The following is a 16,491-nucleotide window of genomic DNA, read 5'->3' on the forward strand; positions in this document are numbered from 1 at the left end:
CCACTGCTCGGCTCGCCTTCGGAAAACCCGGAACGCTCTCGCGCAATACTCAGGGTCGTCCTACAGCCAGCATTGAGTATCTGGCTTTATCTTGGATGACTTCAGGATCAATAAATCAACGCGGGAGCTAACCATGAAACGTGACATTTTTGCCGAACTAATGGATGGCCTCAAAACCCTGTCCGATGAACGCCTGCGTGCGGCTCAACCCTGTAACCGCCGGATAGGAACAATGAAAGGCAAACTGGTGCTTCCTGAAGACTTCGACGCGCCGTTGCCTGATGACATGCTTGTTGACTTCGAAAGCACTCAAATTTGAGACTGCTGACAGATGTTTGTTCGCTGATGAAATTTGGTGACGGGAGTGGCCTCTTCGCGAGCAGGCTCGCTCCCACAGTGGATCTCCAGTGAAAACAAAATGTGTAAACACCCGCGATTAACTGTGGGAGCGAGCCTGCTCGCGAAGAGGCCTTATCAGACACCAACAAAAACGGCACCTCACGGTGCCGTTCGCTTTAAGCAAACCCGCGCTTTACTTGCGCGCCGCCTCCCACGATTTCAGCAGTTCGGCGTAACTCACGGTTTCACCCTGCGGCTTCTCGTTCGCCAGTTTCGGTTTCGGTGCGCCCGGCTGATCGAACCAGTATTGCGCATCGCGTTCGGGGTTCATTTTCGGGGCGCAGGTGGCTTGGGCTTTCGAGCGCTCCAGACGGGACATGATCGCGTCCTGATCCTTGGCCAGTCCGTCCAGCGCCTGTTGCGGGGTTTTCTCGCCGCTGGCGGCTTCGGCGATGTGGCTCCACCACAACTGCGCGAGACGAGGATAATCAGGCACGTTGGTCCCGGTCGGGGTCCATTGCACACGGGCCGGGCTGCGGTAGAACTCCACCAGGCCACCGAGTTTCGGTGCCAGGTCGGTCATGGCTTGCGAGTTGATGTCCGATTCGCGGATCGGGGTCAGGCCGACGATGGTTTTTTTCAGCGAGACGGTTTTCGAGGTCACGAACTGCGCGTACAGCCAGGCGGCGAGTTTTTGCTTCTCGGGCGTGGACTTCATGAACGTCCAGGAACCTACGTCCTGATAGCCCAGTTTCATGCCCTCTTCCCAGTACGGTCCGCGCGGCGACGGCGCCATGCGCCATTTCGGCGTGCCATCGGCGTTCATTACCGCCAGGCCCGGTTTGGTCATGTCGGCGGTGAAGGCGGTGTACCAGAAGATCTGTTGGGCAATGTTGCCCTGGGACGGCACCGGCCCGGATTCGGAGAAGGTCATGCCCGCCGCTTCGGGTGGCGCGTACTTCTTCAGCCAGTCGACGTATTTGGTGGTGGCGAACACCGCCGCCGGGCCGTTGGTGTCGCCGCCGCGGGTCACGCTGGAGCCGACCGGGTGGCAGTCTTCGACGCGGATCCCCCACTCGTCCACCGGTAGACCGTTGGGGATGCCTTTGTCGCCGGCGCCGGCCATGGAGAACCAGGCATCGGTAAAGCGCCAGCCCAGGGACGGGTCTTTCTTGCCGTAGTCCATGTGCCCGTAGACGCGCTTGCCGTCGATTTCCTTGACGTCTTCACTGAAGAATTTGGCGATGTCTTCATACGCCGACCAGTTGACCGGTACGCCCAATTCGTAGCCGTACTTTTCCTTGAACTTGGCTTTGAGGTCCGCGCGTTCGAACCAGTCGGCGCGGAACCAGTACAGGTTGGCGAACTGCTGGTCAGGCAATTGATAGATCTTGCCGTCAGGCGCGGTGGTGAAGGAGATGCCGATGAAATCCTTGATATCGAGGGTCGGCGAGGTGAAGTTCTTGCCCTCGTTGGCCATCAGGTCGGTAATCGATTCGGTCTTGCCGTAACGCAAGTGCGTACCGATCAGGTCCGAGTCGTTGACCCAGCCGTCATAGATGTTCTTGTCCGATTGCATCTGGGTCTGCAGCTTTTCCACCACGTCGCCTTCCTGCAGCAGGTCGTGGGTCAGCTTGATCCCGGTGATTTCGGTGAAGGCCTTGGCGAGCACCTTGGACTCGTATTCGTGGGTGGCGATGGTTTCCGACACCACTTTGATGCTCATCCCGCGAAACGGCTCCGCCGCCTTGATGAACCACTTCAACTCTTCGAGTTGCTGATCGGCCGTCAGGGTCGACGGTTTGAATTCACTGCCTATCCATTTCTTCGCGGCGTCTTCATAGGCATCGGCCCAGGCCGAAGCGCTCAAACCGCTGAGTGCCAGCATGGCCGCCAATGAAATGCTATGTCGCAGCTTATTGTTTTTGTCGAACATAGAGACCTCCTTATTGAATTTCGGAGCAACATTGCCGAGCGATTCGACTAGCCCCACCGCATCACAGCCAACAGCCACACCAGGGACAACGCGAACGCTACCCAGATGCTCCAGTCGGTCACGCCGATTACCAGCAAATGCAGGTAGGCGCTGCCGAGAAGACCGATAAACAGCCGATCGCCACGGGTGGTGGCAATCGGCAAAAAACCACGCCGAAGGATGCTCGGCGAACGTAACTCCCAGGTGGTCATGCCCACCAGGATCAAGCCAATAACGCTGAAGAACGCGGCCGTCGGGACGGTCCAACTCATCCATTCCATCATCAGTTCCTCATACCCGGCCCAGGGCAAAGCCCTTGGCCACGTGGTTGCGAACAAACCAGATCACCAGCATGCCCGGCAGGATGGTCAACACCCCCGCCGCCGCCAGCACGCCCCAGTCGATACCCGACGCCGAGACCGTGCGGGTCATCACCGCCGCGATGGGCTTGGCGTTCACCGAGGTCAAGGTTCGCGCCAGCAGCAGCTCGACCCAGGAAAACATGAAGCAGAAAAACGCCGTGACGCCGATACCGGAGCCGATCAGCGGGATAAAAATCTTCACGAAGAACTTGGGAAAACTGTAGCCGTCGATGTAGGCGGTTTCATCGATTTCCTTGGGAACGCCAGACATGAAGCCTTCGAGAATCCACACCGCCAGCGGCACGTTGAACAGGCAGTGCGCCAGGGCCACTGCGATGTGGGTGTCGAACAGGCCGATCGACGAATACAGCTGGAAGAACGGCAACAGGAACACCGCCGGTGGTGCCATGCGGTTGGTCAGCAGCCAGAAGAACAGGTGCTTGTCGCCGAGGAAGCGGTAGCGCGAGAACGCATAGGCTGCCGGCAATGCCACGCTCAGGGAAATGACCGTGTTCAGGCTCACGTAGTACGCCGAGTTGATGTAGCCGGTGTACCAGCTCGGATCAGTGAAGATCACCTTGTAGTTGGCCAGGGTGAAATCCTGTGGGAAAAGCGTCAGGCCGCCGAGGATTTCGCTGTTGCTCTTGAAGGACATGTTCAGCAGCCAGTAGATCGGCACCAGCAGGAACAGGATGTAGATCAGCAGTGGTATCAGCTTTCTCATGCTCATGATGGCCTCAGCGGTTGGCGTCAGAGTGAGTCATGGCGGTATAGAACAGCCAGGACACCAACAGGATGATCAGGAAGTACACCAGTGAGAACGCTGCGGCCGGCCCCAGGTCGAACTGCCCGATCGCCATCTGCGTCAGGGTCTGACTGAGGAAGGTCGTGGCATTGCCGGGCCCGCCACCGGTCAGTACGAACGGCTCGGTGTAGATCATGAAACTGTCCATGAAGCGCAGCATCACGGCGATCAGCAGCACACTCTTGAGCTTGGGCAGCTGGATATGGCGGAACACTGCCCAGGCTGAGGCACGGTCAATCCGCGCCGCCTGGTAGTACACGTCCGGAATCGCCCGCAACCCGGAGAAACACAATAGCGCTACCAGTGAAGTCCAGTGCCAGACGTCCATCACCAGCACGGTGACCCAGGCGTCCATGGTGTTCGCCGCATAGTTGTAGTTGATACCCATGGCCTTGAGGCTCGCCCCCAGCAGGCCGATGTCGGCCCGACCGAAGATCTGCCAGATGGTGCCGACCACGTTCCACGGGATCAGCAATGGAATCGCCAGGATGATCAACACCACCGACGACCAGCGACCCTTGGTCGGCATGGTCAGGGCAATCGCGATGCCCAGCGGGATTTCGATCAACAGCACGCAAGCCGAGTAGATGAACTGGCGCAGCAGCGAATCGTGCAGGCGCGGGTCGAGCAACACTTGCCTGTACCAGTCGGCGCCGACGAAGTAGCGGCTGGACTGGTCGAAGATGTCCTGCACCGAGTAGTTGACCACGGTCATCATCGGGATCACCGCACTGAACGCCACCAGCAGGAACACCGGCAGCACCAGCCACCAGGCCTTGTTGTTCTGCACCTTGTTCATGGCTGCACCTCACCTACAGATTGCGGCGCCAGCAGGAAATCATCGGCATAGACCATCAGCCACTGCGCCGGAAAACTGATATACGCCGTGCCTTCGGGCACCGGCTTATCTTCGGCCAGGCGCACTTTCAGCGGTACGCCGTCGAGGTTCAGGGTCATGATCTTGTAGGTGCCGAGGTCTTCGACGTGTACGACTTGTGCCCGCAGCGCGTCATCAAAGGGTTCGTCCCAGACATGGATGAACTCTGGGCGAATGCCGACCTTAAGGGTGTGCCATTCGGACTCGGCGATGCGTTTCTGCATGGCCTCGGACAACGGTAGATGAGTCGAAGCGAAACCAACGCCCCCCGGTTGTAACTCGACCTCGATCAGGTTCATCCCCGGACTGCCGATGAAATAACCGACAAAGGTGTGGCTCGGCCGCTCGAATAATTCCCGCGGCGTGCCGAACTGCACGATCTGTCCGCCGTACATCACCGCGATCTTGTCGGCGAAGGTCGAGGCCTCCAGTTGATCGTGGGTGACGTAGACCATGGTGATGTTGAACTGCTCATGGATCTGCTTGAGCTTGCGCCGCAGCTTCCACTTCAGGTGCGGGTCGATCACCGTCAGGGGCTCGTCGAAGAGGATTGCCGAGACGTCATCGCGCACCAGCCCGCGGCCCATGGAGACTTTCTGTTTTTCGTCGGCGGTGAGGTTGCTGGCTTTTTTGCTTAGCAGGCTTTGCAGGTCGAGAACTTCGGCAATTTCCTGCACCTTGGTGTGAATTTTCGCCTCGGCCATGCCCTGGTTACGCAACGGAAAGGCCAGGTTGTCGAACACCGTCATGGTGTCGTAGACCACTGGAAACTGGAACACCTGGGCGATGTTGCGCTTTTCCGGGGTCAGGTTGTTGACCGCTTTGCCATCGAATAACACATGGCCCTGGGACGGGCTGAGCAAGCCGGAAATGATGTTGAGCAAAGTCGACTTGCCGCAGCCCGACGGGCCCAGCAACGCGTAGGCGCCGCCCTGTTCCCAGATGTGATCCATCTGGCGGATCGCGTAGTCCTCTGGGCCGCTCGGCGTGCTGGTGTAACTGTGAGCGAGGTTCTGCAAACGGATTTCGGCCATCAGGCAACCCTCGCGACGCGCCGGCCGGGCGCCTGGACCAGCCGCCCCTGCGCATCGAACACAAACAGTTTATGGGTCGGGATGTAGATGCGGATCGGCGCATCGACGTCGTATTCGTGAACGCCGGGCAAGTGCAGCACCAGCAGGAAATGCTCGTTGCGCACGTGCAGGAAGGTTTCCGAGCCGCTGATTTCCGCAACTTCGACGGTCACCGCCAGTTCCAGGTCATCGTCGTTGCTCGGTACCAGCGAGATATGGCTGGGGCGCACGCCGAAGCGGAACTCGCCCTCGCCCACCGGGCGCAAATCGACGTTGAGCGGGAAGTGCACAAAATTGGCGAAGCTCACTTCGTTGCCGACAATGCGACCCGGCATCAGGTTGATCGGCGGCTCGGAGAACAACTCCGCCGCCAGCACGGTCTGCGGCTGGTGGTAGACCTCGGACGACTGGCCGCTCTGGATCACCCGGCCCTCATGAAGAATGGTAGTGGTGCCGCCCAGGGCCAGGGCTTCGTTGGGCTCGGTGGTGGCATAGATGGCGATGGTGTGGCGCGCCTTGAACAGCTCGCGCATTTCCTGGCGCAGCTCTTCGCGCAATTTGTAGTCGAGGTTGACCAGTGGCTCATCGAACAGGATCAGTTCGGCATCCTTGACCAGCGCCCGGGCCATGGCGGTGCGCTGCTGCTGGCCACCGGACAGTTCCAGCGGATAACGCTGCAGGAACTTCTCGATGCGCAGCATCTTCGCGGTTTCCAGCACCTTGCTCTGGATCTGCTCATTGGAGACACCGGCCTGGCGCAACGGCGAGGCGATGTTCTCGAAAACGGTCATGGTCGGATAATTGATGAACTGTTGATACACCATCGACACGTTGCGCAGGCGTACCGGGCGCTGGGTGACATCGACGCCATTCATCAGGATGCGGCCGGTGTCAGGTTTGTCCAGCCCGGCCATCAGGCGCATGAGACTGGTCTTGCCGGACAGCGTGCGTCCGAGCAAAACGTTGAAGGAACCAGGTTCGAAACGCAGGCACGCATCGTCTATCCAGGTCTGGCCCTCGACGGTGCGGCTGACATGCTCCAGGGTTAATGACATGGCTCGGCCTTTTTTATTTTTGGAGTCAAGCGACCTGAGCTGTATAGCGACATTTGTGCCAGAAATCGCAAGCGATTGATCTGACTAAAAAACCCCTGAAAAAATGGGAAGTCTGCGTTCGATGCTGAACACAAATGAACAATCGCGACTGAACAACTGAACACTTCAGCGGTTGACAATGAACATTAGTGAACAACACTCTACAGACCGTTTCACGCAATCCTGTAGGAGCACGGCTTGCCGGCGATGGCGTCCTCGAGATCGCCATCGCCGGCAAGCCGTGCTCCTACAGGTATGTGGCGTTTGAACGTTATGCAAAACCCATAAAAACAATAAAAGCGTTAACCAGAGACTGACTGCCATGGCCGCACCTGCCTCGCCGCTGTCCCACGACGCCATCATCCAGGACTCCTGGAACCGTTGCCGCGCCTTCGGCCTCAATCACCAGAGCACCCCGGCGTTCGATCAACTGCCGGCTGAAGGCATTGCGCAGTTGCTGGAGAGCCAGCATTCCTTGGTTCAAACCACCCATCAGGAAGTGCTGCCGTATTACGAGAACATCCTGAGCAACTCCAATTGCCTGATCATGCTCGCCGACAATCAGGGCCAGGTGCTTACATCCTGGGGCACCCAACGGTTTATCGAACCGAGCCTGACCCGTGGCTTCAGCGTTGGTGCCAGCTGGATGGAGCGCTGCAGCGGGACCAATGCGATCGGTACCGCGCTGGCCTGCGAGCAGGCGGTGCACATCGAGCACGATGAACACTTTCTTAAGGCCAATCGCTTCATGACCGGCTCCGCCGCGCCGATTTTCGATGCCGAGCGCAAGGTCATCGCCGTGCTGGATGTGTCCAGCGACAGCTACCTGCCGCCGTCCCATACCCTGGGCATCGTCAAGATGATGAGCCAGACCGTGGAAAACCGGCTGATTCTCAACCTGTTCCACGGTCAGCATTTCCAGCTGACCTTCAACACCGGCCTGAACAACCTTGACAGCCAGTGGGCCGGGTTGCTGATCTTCGACGAAAGTGGCCAGGTGCTTTCCGCCAACCGCCGCGCCGACAATCTGCTTGGCGTGCGTCTGTCGCGGGTCAGTATCGAAAGCCTGTTCAAGGTTTCCTTGCTGGAATTGCTCAATCAACCCGAAGACCTGCCCTTCTCGCTCCAGGCCTCCGGGCGCAATCGCTTCCAGTGCCTGCTGAAACGGCCGAAACAGGTACCCATACAGGCGAGGGTGTTCGCCGAAACCGTGTCTACTCCAGCTCCGGCCACAATCAGCCTCAACACCCTGCACTTCGGCGACAGTCGCGTGGAAAAAGCCGTGCGCCAGGCCGAGCGCTTGCTGGAAAAAGACATTCCGTTGTTGATTCACGGCGAAACCGGGGTTGGCAAGGAGGTGTTCGTAAAAGCCCTGCATCAGGCCAGTTCGCGCAGCAAACAGGCGTTCATCGCCGTGAACTGTGCAGCGATCCCCGCTGAACTGGTGGAGTCTGAGCTGTTCGGCTATGAAAAAGGCGCGTTCACCGGCGCCAACCAGAAAGGCAGTATCGGCCTGATTCGCAAGGCCGACAAAGGCACGCTGTTCCTCGATGAGATCGGCGACATGCCGCTGCCGACCCAGGCCCGTTTGCTACGTGTGTTGCAGGAGCGTTGTGTGCAACCCGTGGGCAGCAGTGAATTGTTCCCGGTGGATATACGCATCATTTCCGCGACCAACCGCTCGTTGCGCGAGCAGGTGCAACTGGGGCGCTTTCGGGAAGATTTGTACTACCGCATCGGCGGCCTGACCCTGGAACTGCCGCCGTTAAGGGAGCGCAGTGATAAAGAAGCGCTGTTCAAGCGCTTGTGGGAACAGCACCGCGAACCGAGTCAGTGGGCCGGGTTGAGCCGCGAAGTGCTGGAGTTGTTCGGCCGTCATCCGTGGCCGGGGAATTTAAGGCAGGTCAGCAGCGTGATGCAGGTGGCGCTGGCCATGGCCGAGGAACAACCGGTGCGGCCGGAGCATTTGCCGGATGATTTTTTTGTCGATCTGGAGATGGAGTCGGTGGATACGCCGGAGCCGTTGGCGGTGGATCTTGATGATGCCGAGGATTTGAATCGGCAGTTGCAGGCGGTCGGGGGAAATATTTCGCATCTGGCACGGCGGTTGGGGGTTAGTCGCAATACCCTCTACAAGCGCTTGCGCCAGTCAGAATGACAAGGTTGCCGCACCTTGATCGTTCCCACGCTCTGCGTGGGAATGCCTCAACGGACGCTCTGCGTTCGGCTTTGGAAGGGACGCGGAGCGTCCCGGGCTGCATTCCCACGCAGAGCGTGGGAACGATCATCAGTCCGCCAGACGCCAGGTCGTCCCGCCCTTGCCGTCTTCCAGGACCACGCCCATGGCGGTGAGCTGGTCGCGGATGCGGTCGGATTCGGCCCAGTCTTTACCGGCACGCGCCGCCAGACGCGCAGCAATCAGCGCCTCGACTTCGGCTGCATCCACGCGCCCTTCGGCACCGGCCTGCAGGAAGTCATCGGCTTCAAGCTGCAACACGCCCAATACGCTGGCCAGTTCTTTCAAACGGGCAGCCAGGCCGGCCGCTGCGTTCAAATCGCTCTCGCGCAGGCGGTTGATCTCGCGAACCATCTCGAACAGCACCGCACAGGCTTCCGGCGTACCGAAGTCGTCGTTCATCACCGTGGTGAAGCGCTCGACGAACGCTTCGCCGCCAGCCGGCGCGACGTTCGGCAGGCCTTTCAACGCGTGGTAGAAACGCTCCAGGGCGCCCTTGGCGTCCTTGAGATTGTCTTCCGAGTAGTTGATGGCGCTGCGGTAGTGGCTCGACACCAGCAGGTAACGCACGACTTCCGGGTGGTACTTGTCGAGCACGTCGCGGATGGTGAAGAAGTTGTTCAAGGACTTGGACATCTTCTCGCCATTGATCCGGATCATGCCGCAATGCATCCACGCGTTGGCGTAGGTCTTGCCGGTGGCTGCTTCGCTCTGGGCGATTTCGTTTTCGTGGTGCGGGAACTCAAGGTCGCTGCCGCCGCCATGAATGTCGAAGGTCTCGCCGAGGCAGCAGGTCGACATCACCGAGCACTCGATGTGCCAGCCCGGACGCCCGGCGCCCCATGGCGATTCCCAGCTCGGCTCACCCGGCTTGGCGGCTTTCCACAGCACGAAGTCCAGCGGGTCCTGCTTGGACTCGTCGACTTCGATGCGCGCGCCGATGCGCAGGTCTTCGATTTTCTTGCGCGACAGCTTGCCGTAGCCCATGAACTTGCCGACGCGGTAGTACACGTCGCCATTGCCCGGGGCGTAGGCGTAGCCCTTGTCAATCAGGGTCTGGATCATCGCGTGCATGCCGGGGATATGATCCGTGGCACGCGGCTCCATGTCCGGTTTCTTGATGTTCAGGCGCGCTTCATCTTCGTGCATCGCCGCGATCATGCGCTCGGTCAAGGCTTCGAACGACTCGCCGTTCTCATTGGCCCGGTTGATGATCTTGTCGTCGATGTCGGTGATGTTGCGCACGTAGGTCAGGTCATAACCGCTGAACCGCAACCAGCGGGTAACCAGGTCGAACGCGACCATGCTACGGCCGTGGCCCAGGTGGCAGTAGTCGTACACGGTCATGCCGCACACGTACATGCGCACCTTGTTGCCATCGAGCGGCTTGAAGACTTCTTTGCTCTTGGTGAGCGTGTTGTAGATCGTTAGCACGTCAGTTTCCTTGAATCACTGGCCCCACGAATCACGCAGGGTCACGGTACGGTTGAATACCGGCTGACCTGGTTTCGAGTCCTTGATGTCCGCGACGAAGTAACCTTCGCGCTCGAACTGGAAACGGTCTTCCGGCTGTGCGTTGCCCAGCGAGGGTTCGGCACGACAACCGGTGAGTACCTGCAGCGAGTCAGGGTTGATGTTGTCCAGGAAACTGGCGCTGTCTTCGGCCTTCTCCGGGTTCGCAGAACGGAACAGGCGATCGTACAGACGCACTTCACATTCGACGCTGGCAGCGGCCGGCACCCAGTGCACCACGCCCTTGACCTTGCGGCCTTCAGGGTTCTTGCCCAGAGTGTCCGGATCGTACGAGCAACGCAGTTCGACGATGTTGCCATCGGCGTCCTTGATCGCTTCGTCGGCACGGATCACGTAGCTGCCGCGCAGGCGCACTTCGCCGTTCGGTTCCAGGCGCTTGTAGCCTTTTGGCGGCTCTTCCATGAAGTCATCACGGTCGATGTAGATTTCACGGGCGAACGGCAGGACGCGCACGCCCATGTCTTCTTTCGGGTGGCATGGCAGTTCGAGGTTCTCGACCTTGCCCTCCGGATAGTTGGTGATCACGACTTTCAGCGGACGCAGCACGCACATGGCGCGCGGAGCGCTTTGGTCGAGGTCGTCACGGATGCTGAATTCGAGCATGCCGAAGTCCACCACGCCGTCGGAACGGTTGGTGCCGATCATTTCGCAGAAGTTGCGGATCGATTTCGGCGTGTAGCCACGGCGACGGAAGCCCGACAGCGTGGACATGCGCGGATCGTCCCAACCGTTGACGTGCTTTTCATCGACCAGCTGCTTGAGCTTGCGCTTGCTGGTGATGGTGTAGTTCAGGTTCAGGCGGCTGAACTCGTACTGGCGCGGGTTGGCCGGTACTGGCAGGTTGTCGAGGAACCACTCGTACAGCGGACGGTGGCTCTCGAACTCCAGGGTGCAGATCGAGTGGGTGATGCCTTCGATGGCGTCCGACTGACCGTGGGTGAAGTCGTAGTTCGGGTAGATGCACCACTTGTCACCGGTCTGGTGGTGGTGCGCGTGACGGATGCGATACATGATCGGGTCGCGCAGGTTCATGTTCGGCGAAGCCATGTCGATCTTGGCCCGCAGCACACGTGCGCCGTCCTTGAACTCGCCGGCCTTCATGCGGGCGAACAGGTCCAGGTTCTCTTCGACGCTGCGGTCACGGAACGGGCTGTTCTTGCCTGGCTCGGTCAGGCTGCCACGGTATTCCTTGGCTTGTTCAGGGGTCAGGTCGTCGACATATGCCTTGCCGGACTTGATCAACTCCACTGCCCAGTCGTGCAACTGGTCGAAATACTGCGAGGCGTAGCGCACTTCACCGGACCATTCGAAGCCCAGCCATTTGACGTCGCTTTCGATCGCGTCGATGTATTCCTGGTCTTCCTTGGCCGGGTTGGTGTCGTCGAAACGCAGGTGCGTGACGCCGCCGAACTCCTGGGCCAGGCCGAAGTTCACGCAGATCGACTTGGCGTGACCGATGTGCAGGTAGCCGTTGGGCTCAGGCGGGAAACGGGTGACGATCTGCGTGTGCTTGCCCGAGTCCAGGTCTGCCTGGATGATCGGCCGCAGGAAGTTGACCGGCACGGCAGGGCCGGTCTTGGCATTCGAGGTAGGGTCGACAGTGGGCTTGCTCATAGGATCCTTGAACGTACAAGTGCGTGGCCGTAATGAAGGCCGGACAAAACAAAGCCGCTATCATAGCCGATGCTGTCAAGCAGCTGACAGAGCAGGCCTGCAAACGGTCGCATTTAATAGGTCATAAATGAAAAACAGCCTCGAAATTCGCGTCTGTCACGCTAAACTGCGCACCTTGGCCGAGACAGGCTGAACCGGTTATGGGATGGAATGTCCCAAAACCACGAATTCCTTAGAAGAGTAACGATCATGACCCAAGTCAAACTGACCACCAACCATGGCGACATCGTCCTCGAACTGAACGCCGAAAAAGCCCCGCTGACCGTGGCCAACTTCGTCGAGTACGTTAAAGCCGGTCACTACGAAAACACCGTTTTCCACCGCGTCATCGGTAACTTCATGATCCAGGGCGGCGGTTTCGAGCCAGGCATGAAAGAAAAGAAAGACAAGCGTCCAAGCATCCAGAACGAAGCCGACAACGGTCTTTCCAACGACAAGTACACCGTCGCCATGGCCCGCACCATGGAGCCGCATTCGGCTTCCGCGCAGTTCTTCATCAACGTGGCTGACAACAGCTTCCTCAACCACAGCGGCAAGAACGTGCAGGGCTGGGGCTACGCGGTATTCGGCAAAGTGACCGCCGGCACCGACGTTGTCGACAAGATCAAAGGCGTGGCCACCACTTCCAAGTCCGGCCACCAGGACGTACCGGCAGACGACGTGATCATCGAGAAAGCCGAGATCATTGAGTGATATTGCTGATTTCAGATTTACATCTGGAAGAGGAGCGCCCGGACATCACCCGGGCGTTTCTGGATTTGCTCGCCGGACGCGCCCGTCCGGCGAGTGCACTGTACATTCTGGGCGACTTTTTCGAGGCGTGGATTGGCGACGATGCCATGACGCCGTTCCAGCGTTCCATCTGCCAGGCCCTGCGCGATTTGAGCGACAGCGGCACGGCGATTTTTCTGATGCACGGCAATCGCGATTTCATGCTCGGCCAGGCCTTCTGCAAACAGGCCGGCTGTACTTTGCTGAAAGACCCGAGTGTCGTGCAGTTCAACGGCGAACCCGTGCTGTTGATGCACGGCGACAGCCTCTGCACCCGCGACGAAGCGTACATGAAGCTGCGCCGCTACCTGCGCAACCCGATCACCTTGTTCATCCTGCGGCACTTGCCGCTCCGTACCCGCCATAAGCTGGCACGCAAGCTGCGCAGTGAAAGCCGGGCGCAGACACGGATGAAAGCCAATGACATTGTCGATGTCACGCCCGAGGAGATTCCGCGGATCATGCAGCAATACGGCGTGAAAACGTTGATCCACGGGCATACCCATCGTCCGGCCATCCACAAGTTGCAGATTGGCGAGCAAGCGGCCAAGCGCATTGTGCTGGGGGATTGGGATAAACAGGGTTGGGCGTTGCAGGTGGATGACAGCGGGTTTGCCCTGGCACCGTTCGACTTCACCCCGCCGCCGCAACTGCCGCCCCCTTCGATCTAAAGATCACACACAAAACCCTTGTGGGAGCGAGCTTGCTCGCGATGACATTGGATCAATCAACATAAATGTTGAATGTCATACCGCTATCGCGAGCAAGCTCGCTCCCACAGGTTTGACTTAGTGGCCGGAGGCTTCAGGCCCCGCCTTTGCCGCAAACGGCGGTTTCGCCAGCCATACGATCACGATCAACCCCATGAACGCCCACCCCAGCAACGTGAAGTAGTCCACGGTGGAGAGCATGTACGCCTGGCTGGTCAACACATGATCGAGCTGCGCATACGCCGGGTTGCTCGCACCACCCAGTGCGTGCAGTGCCTCGCGGGTTGCCGGCTCATAGGTGCTGATGCTTTCGCTCAGGTACGCATGGTGCTGATCCGCCCGGCGAATCCAGATCCAGGTGGTCAACGACGCGGCAAAGCTGCCGCCCAAGGTCCGCAGGAACGTCGCGAGGCCCGCGCCATCGGCGATCTGGCTCGGCGGCAAGTCCGACATCAGGATGCTCAGGGTTGGCATGAAGAACAACGCCACGCCAATGCCCATGAACAACTGCACCAGGGCGATGTGCTGGAAGTCCACTTCGCTGGTAAAGCCGGCACGCACGAAACAGCTCAAGCCAATGGCCAGGAACGCCAGGCCCGCCAACAATCGCAGGTCGAACTTGTGCGCGTACTTGCCGACAAACGGCGACATCAGGACCGGCAGGATCCCGATCGGCGCTACCGCCAGGCCGGCCCAGGTTGCCGTATAGCCCATCTGGGTTTGTAGCCATTGCGGCAGCATCAGGTTGATCCCGAAGAATCCGGCGTAGCCCAACACCAGCACCAGGGTGCCGATACGGAAGTTGCGGTAAGCGAATAGCCGCAGGTTGACCACCGGGTGTTTGTCGGTCATTTCCCAGATCACGAACACCGCCAGGGCAATCACCGAAATGGCCGCGCCGATGAGGATGAAGCTCGATTCGAACCAGTCGAGGTCGTTGCCCTTGTCGAGGATAATTTGCAACGCCCCGACGCCGATGACCAGGGTGATCAAACCGACGTAATCCATCGGCTGATAACTGGTCACCACTGGCCGCGCCTTGAGCTGTGAACGCACGACCATGACCGCAAAAATCCCGATCGGCACGTTGATGAAGAAGATCCACGGCCAGCTGTAGCTGTCGGTGATCCAGCCGCCGAGGATGGGTCCTGCAATCGGCGCGACCACCGTGACCATCGCCAGCAACGCCAGGGCCATGCCGCGCCTGGCGGGTGGATAAATGGCGATCAGCAGCGTCTGGGTCATCGGGTACAACGGCCCGGCCACCAGACCTTGCACCACCCGAAAGCCGATCAGTTCCGGCATCGAGGTGGAAATACCGCAGAGAAACGAGGCCAGCACAAACAGAACGGTCGCCCACAGGAACAGCTTTACCTCACCGAACCGCCGGCTGAGCCAGCCGGTCAGCGGCAACGCGATGGCGTTGCTCACCGCGAAGGACGTGATGACCCAGGTGCCCTGCTCCGAACTCACCCCCAGGTTGCCGGAAATCGTCGGCAGCGCCACGTTGGCGATGGTGGTGTCGAGCACCTGCATGAAGGTCGCCAGCGACAGGCCGATGGTGCTCAGCACCAGGCTGGGGGGCGTGAAAGAGGCGTTATTGCTCATAGCGAATCCTTTGATACTTGGCTGGCGCCGCTAACCCTGTGTGGCGAGGGGATTTATCCCCGTCCGGCTGCGCAGCAGTCGTAAAACCATTGTCCGCGATGTACCTGAGACACCGCGATTTTAGGTTCTGGGGCCGCTTCGCAGCCCAACGGGGATAAATCCCCTCGCCACAAAGGCTCGCTCCCACAGGGGGGCGGTGTGATGGTGGATTGGCGAATCAGCGATGCACGGTCTTGCTGACCGCGGCGCTGTTGTCGTGGATCAATTGGGTGATCATGGCATCGGCCTCGACCAACTGGCGGTCATAGATGCCGGTACTAAACGACGCCTTTTGCGGCGGCTGTTGCGCCAGCACCGGGCCGCTCTGGTCACGCAGGTTCACATCGACCAGGGTCGACAGGCCAACGCGCAAGGGATGCTCGGCCAGCTCCTGGGCGTTGACATGAATCCGCACCGGCACCCGCTGCACGATCTTGATCCAGTTGCCGGTGGCGTTCTGCGCCGGCAGCAGGGCAAACGCGCTACCGGTGCCGGCACCGAGGCTGTCGATGGTGCCGCTGTATTTCACGCTGCTGCCGTAGAGATCGGTTTCGATCTCCACCGGCTGGCCGATACGCATGTCACGCAGCTGGGTTTCCTTGAAGTTGGCGTCGATCCACAATTGATCCAGCGGGATCACCGCCATCAGCGCCTCCCCCGGCTGCACCCGCTGTCCCAGTTGCACGGTGCGTTTGGCCACGTAGCCGGTGACCGGCGCGATCAGGGTGCTGCGGGCGTTGTTCAGGTAGGCCTGACGCAATTGCGCAGCAGCCGCCATGACGTCCGGGTGCGATGAAACCACGGTGTCATCGACCAGTGCGGCGGTGGTCTTGAGCTTCTGTTGTGCGTTGGCCAAGGCGTTTTGCGCCGAGGTCAGGTCGTCACGGGCGTGGGACAGCTCCTCTTGGGAGATCGCCCCGCCAACGGCGAGATTTTTCCGCCGGTTGTAGTTGTCTTGGGCTTTTTGCACTTCGGCTTGTTGGGCATTGACCTGGGCTTTCATGCCGTCGACGTCGCTGTACAGGCCACGAACCTGACGCACGGTGCGGGCCAGATTGGCCTGGGCGCTTTGCAGGCCGACTTCCGCGTCGTTCGGGTCGAAGTTCACCAGCACCTGGCCTTCGTGGACCAGATCGCCATCGTCAGCTCCGATGCTGACGACGGTACCGGTGACCAGGGGGGTGATTTCCACCACGTTGCCATTCACATAAGCGTCGTCGGTGCTTTCGCTCCATCGCCCGTAAAACTCGTGGTAGGCCCAGACGCCCGCGCCGCTCAGCGCGACCACTACGGCAAGGGCCAGAAGCATGAACTTGCGCTTGCCCGAATCGGGATTGGCCGGGGTGTTTTCAGCGGTTGGCGTTGTATCGGCAGTGGCCATGACAAATTCCTTGA

Annotated in this window: 14 protein-coding genes; 4 read left to right on the forward strand and 10 right to left on the reverse strand. The window is 59.7% G+C overall.

Going from position 1 to position 16,491, the window contains the following annotated elements; genetic code table 11:
- Positions 1-133: 133 nt before the first annotated feature.
- Complete coding sequence (locus ACA058_RS20430) at positions 134-319, forward strand: hypothetical protein (protein WP_497635653.1); 186 nt, start codon at positions 134-136, stop codon at positions 317-319.
- A gap of 213 nt (positions 320-532) precedes the next feature.
- Here the strand turns inward: ACA058_RS20430 and ACA058_RS20435 are convergent, their stop codons facing one another.
- From ACA058_RS20435 to ACA058_RS20460, 6 genes are read right to left on the reverse strand one after another with little or no spacing between them, the layout of a single operon-like run.
- The gene (locus ACA058_RS20435; protein WP_497635654.1) at positions 533-2,275 is read right to left on the reverse strand and encodes an ABC transporter substrate-binding protein; all 1,743 of its coding nucleotides are present in this window, start codon (positions 2,273-2,275) and stop codon (positions 533-535) included.
- Positions 2,276-2,322: 47 nt separating this feature from the next.
- Positions 2,323-2,595 carry a DUF2160 domain-containing protein gene (locus tag ACA058_RS20440; RefSeq protein ID WP_497635655.1) on the reverse strand — a complete coding sequence of 91 codons (273 nt, stop codon included), beginning with the start codon at positions 2,593-2,595 and terminating at the stop codon, positions 2,323-2,325.
- Between the two features lie 10 nt (positions 2,596-2,605).
- A complete protein-coding gene (locus ACA058_RS20445) occupies positions 2,606-3,406 on the reverse strand; it encodes a carbohydrate ABC transporter permease (RefSeq protein ID WP_497635656.1) in 801 nt (266 codons plus the stop codon).
- A gap of 7 nt (positions 3,407-3,413) precedes the next feature.
- Positions 3,414-4,280 carry a carbohydrate ABC transporter permease gene (locus tag ACA058_RS20450; RefSeq protein WP_053161460.1) on the reverse strand — a complete coding sequence of 289 codons (867 nt, stop codon included), beginning with the start codon at positions 4,278-4,280 and terminating at the stop codon, positions 3,414-3,416.
- Positions 4,277-5,392, reverse strand: coding sequence for an ABC transporter ATP-binding protein (locus ACA058_RS20455; RefSeq protein ID WP_497635657.1), 1,116 nt, complete (start codon positions 5,390-5,392; stop codon positions 4,277-4,279). The genes ACA058_RS20450 and ACA058_RS20455 overlap by 4 nt, the downstream gene beginning before the upstream one ends.
- Positions 5,392-6,486: an ABC transporter ATP-binding protein gene (locus tag ACA058_RS20460; protein WP_497635658.1), complete on the reverse strand. Its 1,095-nt coding sequence runs from the start codon at positions 6,484-6,486 to the stop codon at positions 5,392-5,394. Before ACA058_RS20460 ends, ACA058_RS20455 begins: the two co-directional genes overlap by 1 nt.
- A gap of 361 nt (positions 6,487-6,847) precedes the next feature.
- Between ACA058_RS20460 and ACA058_RS20465 the strand changes: the two genes are divergently transcribed.
- The gene (locus tag ACA058_RS20465; RefSeq protein WP_497635659.1) at positions 6,848-8,683 is read left to right on the forward strand and encodes a sigma-54-dependent Fis family transcriptional regulator; all 1,836 of its coding nucleotides are present in this window, start codon (positions 6,848-6,850) and stop codon (positions 8,681-8,683) included.
- A gap of 129 nt (positions 8,684-8,812) precedes the next feature.
- On the opposite strand, the gene cysS is transcribed toward ACA058_RS20465, so the two are convergent.
- Positions 8,813-10,195 carry a cysteine--tRNA ligase gene (gene cysS / locus ACA058_RS20470; protein WP_347911687.1) on the reverse strand — a complete coding sequence of 461 codons (1,383 nt, stop codon included), beginning with the start codon at positions 10,193-10,195 and terminating at the stop codon, positions 8,813-8,815.
- A gap of 15 nt (positions 10,196-10,210) precedes the next feature.
- Positions 10,211-11,908: a glutamine--tRNA ligase/YqeY domain fusion protein gene (locus ACA058_RS20475; protein WP_497635660.1), complete on the reverse strand. Its 1,698-nt coding sequence runs from the start codon at positions 11,906-11,908 to the stop codon at positions 10,211-10,213.
- 249 nt (positions 11,909-12,157) lie between these two features.
- Between ACA058_RS20475 and ACA058_RS20480 the strand changes: the two genes are divergently transcribed.
- Positions 12,158-12,661 carry a peptidylprolyl isomerase gene (locus ACA058_RS20480; RefSeq protein WP_497635661.1) on the forward strand — a complete coding sequence of 168 codons (504 nt, stop codon included), beginning with the start codon at positions 12,158-12,160 and terminating at the stop codon, positions 12,659-12,661.
- Positions 12,658-13,410, forward strand: a complete 753-nt coding sequence (gene lpxH / locus ACA058_RS20485) for a UDP-2,3-diacylglucosamine diphosphatase (protein WP_497635662.1) — start codon at positions 12,658-12,660, stop codon at positions 13,408-13,410. The genes ACA058_RS20480 and lpxH overlap by 4 nt, the downstream gene beginning before the upstream one ends.
- A gap of 117 nt (positions 13,411-13,527) precedes the next feature.
- Here lpxH and ACA058_RS20490 read toward each other — a convergent pair whose 3' ends face one another.
- Positions 13,528-15,057 (reverse strand): DHA2 family efflux MFS transporter permease subunit, encoded by a 1,530-nt coding sequence (locus ACA058_RS20490; protein ID WP_497635663.1) that lies wholly within the window; start codon positions 15,055-15,057, stop codon positions 13,528-13,530.
- A gap of 217 nt (positions 15,058-15,274) precedes the next feature.
- On the reverse strand, positions 15,275-16,477 hold the full coding sequence (locus ACA058_RS20495; protein ID WP_497635664.1) for an HlyD family secretion protein: 1,203 nt from the start codon (positions 16,475-16,477) through the stop codon (positions 15,275-15,277).
- Positions 16,478-16,491 lie beyond the last annotated feature (14 nt).

Source organism: Pseudomonas sp. LBUM1649 (genome assembly GCF_059716155.1).